Source organism: Phocaeicola coprophilus DSM 18228 = JCM 13818 (assembly GCF_000157915.1).
Taxonomy (GTDB): Bacteria; Bacteroidota; Bacteroidia; order Bacteroidales; family Bacteroidaceae; genus Phocaeicola; species Phocaeicola coprophilus.
In genome coordinates this window covers 62,050-73,103 of record NZ_EQ973645.1, presented here as the reverse complement: position 1 = coordinate 73,103, position 11,054 = coordinate 62,050, and the positions used below count along the sequence as shown (strand labels likewise).

Annotated in this window: 6 protein-coding genes; 4 read left to right on the top strand and 2 right to left on the bottom strand. The window is 45.3% G+C overall.

Features of this window, described 5'->3' with window-relative positions:
• The first annotated feature begins 9 nt into the window (after positions 1-9).
• The 4 genes from BACCOPRO_RS11725 to BACCOPRO_RS11710 all read left to right on the top strand — a co-directional run bounded on the left by BACCOPRO_RS11725 (position 10) and on the right by BACCOPRO_RS11710 (position 6,600).
• The gene (locus BACCOPRO_RS11725) at positions 10-1,536 is read left to right on the top strand and encodes a RagB/SusD family nutrient uptake outer membrane protein (RefSeq protein ID WP_008143917.1); all 1,527 of its coding nucleotides are present in this window, start codon (positions 10-12) and stop codon (positions 1,534-1,536) included.
• Positions 1,537-2,031: 495 nt separating this feature from the next.
• Positions 2,032-3,288, top strand: coding sequence for a GTPase HflX (gene hflX, locus BACCOPRO_RS11720; protein ID WP_008143911.1), 1,257 nt, complete (start codon positions 2,032-2,034; stop codon positions 3,286-3,288).
• 30 nt (positions 3,289-3,318) lie between these two features.
• A complete protein-coding gene (locus tag BACCOPRO_RS11715; RefSeq protein WP_008143910.1) occupies positions 3,319-4,866 on the top strand; it encodes a TlpA family protein disulfide reductase in 1,548 nt (515 codons plus the stop codon).
• A 90-nt stretch (positions 4,867-4,956) separates the two neighbouring features.
• Positions 4,957-6,600, top strand: coding sequence for a fumarate hydratase (locus tag BACCOPRO_RS11710; RefSeq protein ID WP_008143908.1), 1,644 nt, complete (start codon positions 4,957-4,959; stop codon positions 6,598-6,600).
• A gap of 395 nt (positions 6,601-6,995) precedes the next feature.
• Here BACCOPRO_RS11710 and BACCOPRO_RS11705 read toward each other — a convergent pair whose 3' ends face one another.
• A complete protein-coding gene (locus BACCOPRO_RS11705) occupies positions 6,996-9,077 on the bottom strand; it encodes a GDSL-type esterase/lipase family protein (RefSeq protein WP_008143906.1) in 2,082 nt (693 codons plus the stop codon).
• The gene (locus tag BACCOPRO_RS11700) at positions 9,074-11,041 is read right to left on the bottom strand and encodes a family 20 glycosylhydrolase (RefSeq protein WP_081446938.1); all 1,968 of its coding nucleotides are present in this window, start codon (positions 11,039-11,041) and stop codon (positions 9,074-9,076) included. The genes BACCOPRO_RS11705 and BACCOPRO_RS11700 overlap by 4 nt, the downstream gene beginning before the upstream one ends.
• Positions 11,042-11,054 lie beyond the last annotated feature (13 nt).

The window sequence follows — 11,054 nt, the reverse complement described above, 5'->3', positions numbered from 1 at the left end:
TTAAGACAAATGAGAATATTTAGACATATATTTACAGCTACGCTTGGTGTGGCAATGACCGCCAGCCTGTCATCTTGCGTCAATAACTGGTTGGATCAGACTCCGGCTGATGGTATCGATGCGGAAACAGCTATCCAGACAAGCTCTGACCTTGCTAATGTGAGAACAGGACTTTATGCTGCAGTAAAAGGAAACAACACTCTGGTTGATTACTATGGCCGACTGATGTTTGTATACGGAGACGTTAGAGGTGAAGATATCCAGTATGAATTCAACAGTGGTAGTGGACGTGCTCAGTTCTACTATTATATGAACTATTCTACTGCTGACGATTTCGGATCTTCTTCTTCTATCTGGCAGACTCCGTATGTAGTAATTGCACGTGCAAACCGTGTGATTGAAGCGGCAGAAAGCGGTAAACTTACAGATGCAGAGGAGGCACAGGCTGAAATTGCACAGTACACTGCTGAAGCAAAAGTACTTCGTGCAATGGCTTTGTTCGATCTGACTCGTGTTTACGGTAAACCGTATACAATGGATCAGGGAGCATCATTGGGTGTGCCCATCGTTACTTCTCCTATTGAAGCCAGCGAAAAACCGGCTCGTAATACTGTTGCTGAATGTTATGCAGCGATTGAAAAAGACCTGAATGAAGCTATTTCTTCTGGCGCTCTGATGACTCAGAACGATGAAGACAGCAAAGGTTATATCAACGTTTGGGCTGCAAAAGCTTTGCAGGTACGTGTATATATGACTAAGGGCGACTGGAACAATGCTCTGGCTGTTGCTGAAGACATCATCAACAATGCTCCTTATTCTTTGTGGAACACTTCCGAATATGCAAGTGCATGGTCTGAAGGCAGTGCTTCTCACGCTAAGGAAATCCTGTTCGAACTGGTGATCGATGATACAACAGACTGGACAGACCGTGAAGGTATCGCTTATCTGTACTCAGATGTAGCAGGTGTCGGATATGGTGATGTTGTTGTTACAAAGGCATTCTCTGATATGCTGACTTCTGATCCTCAGGATGTAAGAAACAACATCCTTCTTGAACCGCTGGATCCTGAATCAGTATATGCCGGAAACAAAGTATATATCAACAAGATGCCGGCTGTTGCTGGAGATCCTCGTTATGCTGATGTTCCGGTATTGCGTCTGTCTGAAGTTTATCTGTCAGCTGCTGAAGCTGCATTCCAGGCAGGTGACCTTAACAAGGCTGCCAGCTTGCTGAATGACATTATCAGCAACCGTACAACAGATGCTTCCAAGCAGGTTACTGCTGCCAACGTTACACTGGATCGTATCTATACAGAACGCCGTAAGGAACTCGTTGGTGAAGGACAGCGTTACTTCGATGCAATGAGACGTGGTGAAACTATTGTTCGTTACACTTCAGATGCAGACAAGGGATGGCACGATGTATTGACAGAAGAAGCCAAGAGCTTCGACCGCAACTCGAAGAAGGCTCTTCCGTTGATCCCTGCATCAGAAATGAATGCAAACCCGAACATGGTTCAGAACCCTGCTTATTAATAGACATTGAAACAGAAAAGGCAGAAGGTTTTTCCTTTTGCCTCTGAATAAAGAAACCCGGTCATTGAATAACAATGACCGGGCTTTTTTTGTCTTCGGTCTCCGGTATTCTTTTTGATGAAAATAGGGCGGCGTCCTTTCAGTCATCCTCCTTTCTCCCTTTGTTCTTGCCTGTTTCCCGAAAGGATTCCACTATTTTCTCAGCATGAAACTTGAGTTTCACCAGCACAAAACAAAAGTTTCACCTAGAGAAACAAAAAGTTCCACTAGGTGGAACACACAGAATCGGGCAGACGATTCCGGGAGATTGTCCGCTCGATGCATTCAGATTGTCCGTCCGATGGCATCAGATCCTTTGCATAATGCTGTCGGATTCCCCGTTCGGCTCCGGTGAATGTCCCTTTCGCTTTGCCGTTTTTCTATAATCTTTCCGAAGATGATTTCAATGGAAAATTTTCCGTATATTTGCGATGTTTAGAAATAGAAGCTTATCGAATGAAAGAATTTGTTATATCAGAAGCACAGACCGAGAAGGCTGTATTGGTGGGACTGGTTACTCAGACCCAGAATGAACGTAAGACCAATGAATATCTGGATGAACTGGCGTTTCTTGCTGAAACGGCAGGAGCTGAGGTGGTGAAGCGTTTCACGCAGAAGCTGGATACTCCTAATTCTGTGACTTACGTGGGTAAAGGAAAACTGCAGGAAATCAGAGAATATCTCCAGCAGCAGGCTGAGGAAGAAGAGAATGAAATCGGTATGGTCATTTTCGATGATGAATTGTCGGCCAAGCAGATCCGTAATATTGAAAATGAACTGAAGGTAAAGATCCTAGACCGTACGTCGCTGATTCTGGACATCTTTGCCATGCGTGCGCAGACTGCCAATGCCAAGACACAGGTGGAACTGGCGCAATATAAGTACATGCTTCCCCGCTTGCAGCGCTTGTGGACTCACCTGGAACGTCAGGGAGGTGGTTCTGGTGCCGGCGGTGGAAAAGGTTCGGTGGGTCTGCGTGGTCCGGGTGAAACCCAGCTGGAAATGGACCGCCGTATCATCCTGAACCGTATGGCTTTGCTGAAACAGCGTCTGGCTGATATCGATACCCAGAAGTCTACGCAGCGTAAGAACCGCGGACGTATGATTCGTGTTGCTTTGGTCGGTTATACCAACGTCGGAAAATCCACGCTGATGAATCTGATGGCCAAGAGTGATGTCTTTGCAGAAAATAAGTTGTTTGCCACTCTGGATACAACCGTACGCAAGGTGATTATTGAGAACCTGCCTTTCCTGTTGTCAGACACCGTAGGTTTTATCCGCAAACTTCCTACTGACCTGGTGGATTCGTTCAAGTCGACTTTGGATGAGGTGCGTGAGGCAGACTTGCTGGTGCATGTAGTCGATATTTCCCATCCCGACTTTGAAGAACAGATACAGGTGGTGGACAAGACGATTACGGATCTGGGAGCCGGAGGAAAACCGACCATGATCGTGTTCAACAAGATTGATGCCTATACCTATGTGGAAAAGGCAGAAGATGATCTGACTCCCAAGACCAAAGAGAATATAACACTGGAAGAACTGATGAAGACATGGATGGCCAAGATGAATGATAACTGTATCTTCATCTCAGCCCGGAATCGGACAAATATCGAAGAATTGCGTGATCTTCTGTATAAGAAGGTACGCGAACTGCATGTGCAGAAATATCCCTACAACGATTTCCTTTATCAGAACTACGAAGAAGAATGACGGAATGACGCTGAACTAATTGGAAGGACTATGAAACGTTTATGGATGATTTGCATGGCTTGTCTGCTGTGTCTCTCCTTGCAGGCTGAAATCAGCCACAAGCGAGTAGTGGAATGTCCGGCTTTTGTGACGGCTAACACCTCGGAAATCGAAATCCGGAAGATCACTCTGACGGATGAACAGACTCAGGTGGATGCGGTGTTTTATGGGCAGCCGGGAACTCCTGCCGTGCTTTCGTCGAAGACTTATTTGCAGACCGCCCAGTATCGTTTCCCTTTGCGTGAAGCAGACAAGGTATCTATTGACGGCCTGACTGAACCGGAGGTTATCCCCGAATCGGGCCGTCTGGAGGTCATACTTTCGTTTGCTCCCGTACCGTCGGGAATCCATGAAGTTGATTTCGTGGAAATGGAGTCGGGCTGGAATATCTGGGGTATTCAGCTCACTGAGACTGATCCATATGTATACGTACCTACTTTCCTGGAGGAAGAAGAACCTGTTGAGGAACAGCTGCCCGATCCGCAACTGAAGATGGGGCCTGTGAAACTCAATGGCTATGTGCTGGGATATGATACACGCATGCTGATGAACATGAGTCTGAACTATAATGACAGCCTGTTTCCGGAAGACTGGCAACTTCCGGTGAAAGTGCGTCAGGACGGGTCTTTCCATGTGGAACTTGATCTGGTGAAAGCCTGTAAGGCACGGCTGAAAGTGAATCAGGCAGAACTTCCCCTGTTCTTGCTTCCGGGCGAGGAACTGACCGTTTATATCCATCTTCCGGCACTGAGTATGTCGGCATCCCGCCTGCAACATCGTCGTATCGGTAAAGAACCGGTGGCATGGTTTGATGGCCTCGGGGAATCGGTTGACGGACAGATGGCCGCTATGCTGGGCCGGCACGGACATCACAAGGCTGAGGGAGCATGGGAGGAATATGTCCGGAGCTGGGAACAATGTCTGGCTTCAGAAGCAGTGAAAGCCGATGTGCAGACCATTCAGCCGATGTGCGGACGGATACAACAGCGTCTTCCTCTGGAAGCTGGTGACCGGAAAGTACTGGCTTCTCTCCGTACGGCTCCGCTCAGAGAGTATCTTCAGACTAAGGAAAATATACTCCGTACAGAACTGTCACGGACAGAATCGGTGAAGGAAGCTGTGGTAGCCGTACTTGATACAACCGTCACAGGGGCCGATATCCTTCCCCGCATCATTGCGCCTCATAAGGGAAGAGCCTTGCTGATAGACTTCTGGGCAACGTGGTGTGGCCCCTGTAAGCGAAGCATGGTGGCCATGCGTCCGCTGAAAGAACGGCTGGCATCCAAAGATATTGTATTCATTTATCTGACAGGACCTTCTTCGCCGATGGCTAACTGGAAACAGGATCTGGAAAAGATGAACGGTGTGCATTACCGTCTCTCGGAAGCGCAGTGGAAATATCTGTGTCAGTCATACGGTATTACAGGTATTCCGGGCTATCTCATTATCAGTCACGACGGCAAGCTTCAGGGACGTTATGTCGGCTTCCCCGGAGTGGATGTACTTGAGAAAGATCTGCTTCGTGCTTCGGATGAATGACCGTGAAACTTTTCACGTTGATTAAGGAAAAAATTCGATAATACTTTGTACCTTTGTCTGCATAATAACTAACAATTAATTTAAAATAATATGGCAACACCCGAATTCAAGTATCAGCCGATGTTTGAACATGGCAAGGATACAACTGAATACTATTTGCTTACAAAAGATTATGTATCGGTAAGCGAGTTTGAAGGAAAACCCATCCTGAAAATCGAAAAAGAAGGTTTGACTGCGATGGCTAATGCGGCTTTCCGCGATGTTTCTTTCATGTTGCGCCGTTCTCACAACGAACAGGTTGCTAAGATCCTGAGCGATCCGGAAGCCAGCGACAACGATAAGTATGTGGCTCTGACTTTCCTGCGCAATGCGGAAGTGGCTGCTAAAGGCGTTCTTCCTTTCTGTCAGGATACCGGTACTGCGATCATTCACGGTGAAAAAGGCCAGCAGGTGTGGACCGGTTACTGCGATGAAGAAGCGTTGTCACTGGGCGTTTACAAGACTTACACCGAAGAAAACCTGCGTTACTCTCAGAACGCTCCGCTGACCATGTATGAAGAGGTCAACACTCGTTGTAACCTTCCTGCACAGATCGATATCGAAGCAACTCAGGGTATGGAATATGAATTCCTTTGCGTAACAAAGGGTGGTGGTTCTGCCAACAAGACATATCTGTATCAGGAAACCAAAGCAATCCTGAATCCGGCTACACTGGTTCCGTTCCTGGTAGAAAAGATGAAGACGCTGGGTACTGCAGCTTGTCCTCCTTATCATATCGCTTTCGTAATTGGTGGTACTTCAGCTGAGAAGAACCTGCTGACCGTGAAACTGGCTTCTACCCGTTTCTATGACAATCTGCCGACTACCGGTAATGAATACGGTCGTGCATTCCGCGATGTAGAGTTGGAAAAACAGGTTCTTGAAGAAGCTCACCGTATCGGTCTGGGTGCACAGTTCGGTGGTAAATATTATGCTCACGATGTACGCATCATCCGTTTGCCTCGTCACGGTGCTTCTTGTCCGGTGGGTCTGGGTGTTTCCTGCTCTGCTGACCGTAACATTCGCTGTAAGATCAATAAAGACGGTATCTGGATTGAAAAGCTGGACTCAAATCCGGGTGAACTGATTCCGGAAGAACTCCGTCAGGCTGGTGAAGGCAATGCAGTGAAGATTGACCTGAACCGTCCGATGCCGGAAATCCTGGCTGAACTGGATAAATATCCGGTAGCAACCCGTCTGTCTCTGAACGGTACTATTATCGTAGGCCGTGACATTGCACACGCCAAACTGAAAGAACGTCTGGATCGTGGTGAAGATCTGCCTCAGTATATCAAGGATCATCCGATTTATTACGCTGGTCCTGCCAAGACTCCGCAGGGAATGGCTTGCGGTTCTATGGGCCCGACTACTGCCGGACGTATGGACCCGTACGTTGATCTGTTCCAGAGCCACGGAGGAAGTATGATCATGTTGGCGAAGGGTAACCGCAGCCAGGCTGTAACTGATGCTTGTAAGAAGCATGGAGGTTTCTATCTGGGTTCTATCGGTGGTCCGGCTGCTATCCTGGCACAGAACAACATCAAGAGCATTGAATGTGTTGAATATCCGGAACTGGGTATGGAAGCTATCTGGAAGATCGAAGTGGAAGACTTCCCGGCATTCATCCTGGTAGACAACAAGGGTAATGATTTCTTCAAGCAGATCAAACCCCGTTGCGCTGGAAACTGCAAGTAAATCCTTTTGTCTGAAGTTGCGTCAGGGCAGCTTCAGACGGATACATAAAAAGAGAAGCGCCTATCTTGAAGCAATGAAAGATAGGCGCTTTTATTGTAGTTATCTTTGCCTAAGCTTTCCATTGAGAGGCCGTTGAAACAAGATAAGTTCTATATAATGTAAGCCGACAGGAAGTTATCAGAAAAAATACATTATTATAAAGTCTATTATAAAGAGACTTTTTGTCGCGGTTTGTTGATGACTTTATTATTGGGTATTTTTGCTTATTCCGGATTTTATTTATGCATTGTCTTTTATTTTTGGCGGTATTATTGGTACTAATATTGTGTGAGAACTTATGCAATTTTATAAACTTAAGAGGGTGCATCACGTATGTGAACTGCACCCTCTTAAGTTTATAAACAGATTTCTGCCCGGAATGTAGAGGCTGGAAGTTCGTCCCGGTTGATTAGATTGGCCCGGGTGAATGGCTGCCAGCCATAGCGGATGAAGCGAGGTTCTTTGACTTGTCTGGCATAAAGGATAATTTGATTTCCTTGGATAACGGCTGTTGCAGGATAGTATAACCCCTCTGTTTCAGCTATTTCAAATCCAACTAACTTTTCCCCATCAGAGGATTGTAATCCTTCTCCATAGTTAAATTCTATAATCACTTGATCCTTTTGGGTGTGGGCTCTTTTGAATAGTGGGCCGGAGGGAATCAGATTAAGATATCCGTATTCCTGATTCAAAGCCCATCGTGCCAGTCTTTCTCCAACCGGACGTTTGTCACGTGGATGTACATCCAGTGAGTCGCCTTTGTCTGATGAAACAACCATCCCCGTATGGGGAATCTGTAGCATCAGTTGTCTTTGACTGTCCCGAAACCAGGGCCAGGATGGTCGATTGAGACTTGACAACTGAACAAAATAGAAGGGAAGTTCTGGTGATTGCCAGTTCCTGCGCCAGCTTTCCACCAAAAGTCTGAATAGCTTTTTGTGTGCATCCATATTATGGGCATTCGATTCACCTTGATACCAGATGACTCCTTTGATGGGGTATTGTTCTAAAGTTCTGATACCAGCTTCGTACAAATAACAGGGTTCATAGGGATGCCGCTGTAGGTTGTCTGTCCGTTTTTGCATGTTAGTCAGTGCTCTTCCACGTACCCATTCCTGAATGAAATCATTCTGGGTCCAATTTTTCAGGATAGAAGGAAACTGATATTCCAGTGTGCTTCGGTCTATCCAGGCTTCCGTGGGAGATCCTCCTACAGCATTGCAAATCAGTCCGACCGGTACGTTCAGGCTATCTTGAAGCATTTTTCCGAAGTAATAAGCAATTGCGGAAAAATTGGCAGCTTGTTGTGGGGTACAGGGCTCCCATTGAGCTGTGCGATAATATAGTAGATGATTTACGGAATCGAGAGCACTTTCCTGCCATGCCTGGTTGTCAGTAGCCCAGTTGCCCTTCATATTGTACAGGCGCAAGTCTGGATGGTTAGCTTGAGGAATGTCTTCTTTTCCAGTGGTGGCTTGTGAAAGTAAAAATTCCATGTTTGATTGTCCGGAGCATAGCCAGACTTCACCGACAGCCACATGACGGAAGGTTCGTTTTTCTTTGCCGGCAGAAATATTCAGTTCGTAGTCGTTTCCTGTTTGAAGCGGATTGAGTGTTACTTCCCATTTACCGTCATTTCCGGTGATAGTTGTCTGTTTCTGGTGGCCGATGCAGACGCTTATTGGAGTTCCGGCATTGGCTGTTCCCCGAATAGGTAGTGGACAGTCACGTTGCAGTACCATGTAGTCTGTGAAAGTAGGAGGAAGTTTTAGCCCGCCAAAATCGCCTGTAATGGCTGAATAAATCGTTTGTGCCAGTAGCTTTGCTCCTTCCGGATTGGGATGAAGTCCGTCTGGAAACATGTTGGGATAGGCATACAGGGCTTGATGAAGATTAATGAGCTGAACCCCAGCTACACGGGAAACTGTTTCGATGGCCAGTTGAATTTCTCCATGCCAGTCACGTGTACCTGATTCAAATCGGAAATGCCGGTTTGAAATCGGAGTAAGCTGGCAGATCATAATACGGCTTTTGGGATTCGCTTTCCGGCAGGAATCAATCAGACTCAGGTAATCTCTGACAAAATCGTCCCGGTAATTGGGCCAGTCTCTTGGATCTGTATCATTGATACCCAGATGAATGACTGCTATGTCACCGGCAAAGTTCATGGCTTTCTGATATTCCGGCTGTAGTGTGTAGGGGCGGTGTCCCCGTTTGAGGAGGGTAGCCCCCGGCTTTCCAAAGTTCCCAACTATATAATTGTGGCCTAGTAATTGCTGTAATTGTGCGGGGTAGGATTCAGTTTGCGGATTTTCGGTACCTGTCCCGAATGTAATGCTGTTCCCGATGCATGCTACTTTTATGGGGGATTTGGCGTATAAAGGTGTTGATAGTATTATCAGAAGAACAAGATATACTTCAAAGAGTTTTTTATTCATAAGTCAACAGTTTGAGAATGAGGGTTATTAGATGAGTAAATTAAATTATCTAGAGCTTCGGATCCATCTGGTGTGACAAAAACAGCTGTGAACATCCATTTGACCAGTCTGACCTGAGGTGTCTGGAACTTTCCGACAGGCAGTTTAAGCATAAGTTTATTCCATCCTTTATGAAGAGATACCTGTAAAGGTGGGCGTGATACACAATTTTCGTTCGCTAATGAAATTTCATTTGAACGTTCTTTGTGAGTATTCTTCCATACCGGAGGCAATAGTTCCGATCCGTTTAGCCAGGCACGACTTTCCTTATAGTCCCATTTTCCTTGTTGGGGTGGAAGGTCACTTTCCGATCGGCTATAGTTTTGGAATTCTAGTATAAGTCCGGCTGTCTGTTCTTTTGGAGAATATACCCAGGTTGTTGCATAAGCTGTATGATTTTCTTGTGGGTTTTTATAAAAACCGGGTACAAGGGATCCCCATACATGTCTTAAGTAGATTCCAGCTCCATTGACTGTATAACTTTGATACGTTTTTCCTTCATATTTATAGCACTCGGCCTCTGATTGTTCAGGTGGAAAGGATTTTGTCAGATCGCCTTGATTGGGAAAAGCATCAGTAATTCTCCATTTAATGTTGCTTTGCCGGACATAGGGAAAAGGCTCTTTCTGAAATGTATGATGTTTATGCCATAGCATTCGTCGTTCGAAATCGGCAAAATCCTGATTGCTATCAGGGGTCTCAGTTCGGAGTAATGTTTGCGGACCATCAAAGTAACAGGATCCTCCTCCGAGCCATGCACGTTCAGCTAATGCCAGCATATTAGCATAGAAATTGTTTTCTGCTATGATTTGTTTTTCATCGGAGATGTAGCGATCGTTCCATATTGCCAGAATGCTTCCTGCAATATCTTTGCTTCCTTGGTCGCAGTTGTAAATTCGGCTATTATAAAGAGCTACCAGATCTGCATATGTGTCAAAATGGTTCAAGTAGTGAAAACGGCAGTCAATGGCGGGAATTCCCTGTTGAGCTTTTCCCCGGTAACTCCATAATTGAGTCATATCGATTTCTCCCGGCTGATAATTCCATCCTGGATTCCAGGAAATGACTTTTTTCCCTTTGTCCCGGATGTATTTGACCATTTCCGGAACAAATTCAGGATTGGTAAATTTTACTTCGTCAGTTCCTATATGTATATAAGGAACATCGAAGGTAGTACAAACTTCATCTATTAGCTTCTTTAGAATTGTCATTCCTTCTTCACTTTGCATATCTGTCTGAAATGTCCGGTTGAAGGCTTCACTATGTCCCGGCATATCTATCTCGGGTATTAGCATTACGTGGCGTTTTTTACAGAAATCAACCAATTCTTTAGCCTCTTGGAGTGTGTAGAATTTTCCTGGCATTCGGGTCATGTTTTCTGGAGCATTTAATTCTGGATATATTTTACTCTCTAATCTCCATGCTTGATTTTCTGTTAAATGCCAATGAAAAACATTGATCTTGAATTGACTTAGTAAATCGATTTCTTTTTTGAGTTCTTCCAATGTTATATAGGTACGTCCGACATCTTGCATGAATCCTCTAATCCGGAATGCTGGCCAGTCAGTAATGGTACAGCAGGGAATGGAGGTCGTTTTTTGTTGGTGTATCATTAGTTGTCTTAATGTTTGCATAGCTCGGTAAATTCCGGTTGGAGTAACAGCCTTGATATAAATATGTTCTGGAGTTACTTCTAATTTATATGCCTCATGTTGGTTGAGAGGGACTTCGGATAAGGTATCTGTTAGCTGCGTTGATAATTTGTCAGAAGGAATTTTGCAAGAATCTTTAAGGTGAAAGAAATATTTTCCTTTGTGATATTCTATTTTTTGTGGCCGGGGTAATAATGGGACACTGGTGTGTGTGTTTCCATGTATTGGAAAACTGATGCAAAAAATGAGGTAAAGTAAAAAAATAACTTTCATCATAGCTTTTGAT

Bases quoted from the DNA above. Each gene is read 5' to 3' on its own strand.
- BACCOPRO_RS11710 (WP_008143908.1), top strand. From the start codon at position 4,957: ATGGCAACACCCGAATTCAAGTATCAGCCGATGTTTGAACATGGCAAG.
- BACCOPRO_RS11700 (WP_081446938.1), bottom strand. From the start codon at position 11,041: ATGAAAGTTATTTTTTTACTTTACCTCATTTTTTGCATCAGTTTTCCA.
- BACCOPRO_RS11715 (WP_008143910.1), top strand. From the start codon at position 3,319: ATGAAACGTTTATGGATGATTTGCATGGCTTGTCTGCTGTGTCTCTCC.
- BACCOPRO_RS11725 (WP_008143917.1), top strand. From the start codon at position 10: ATGAGAATATTTAGACATATATTTACAGCTACGCTTGGTGTGGCAATG.
- BACCOPRO_RS11705 (WP_008143906.1), bottom strand. From the start codon at position 9,077: ATGAATAAAAAACTCTTTGAAGTATATCTTGTTCTTCTGATAATACTA.
- hflX (WP_008143911.1), top strand. From the start codon at position 2,032: ATGAAAGAATTTGTTATATCAGAAGCACAGACCGAGAAGGCTGTATTG.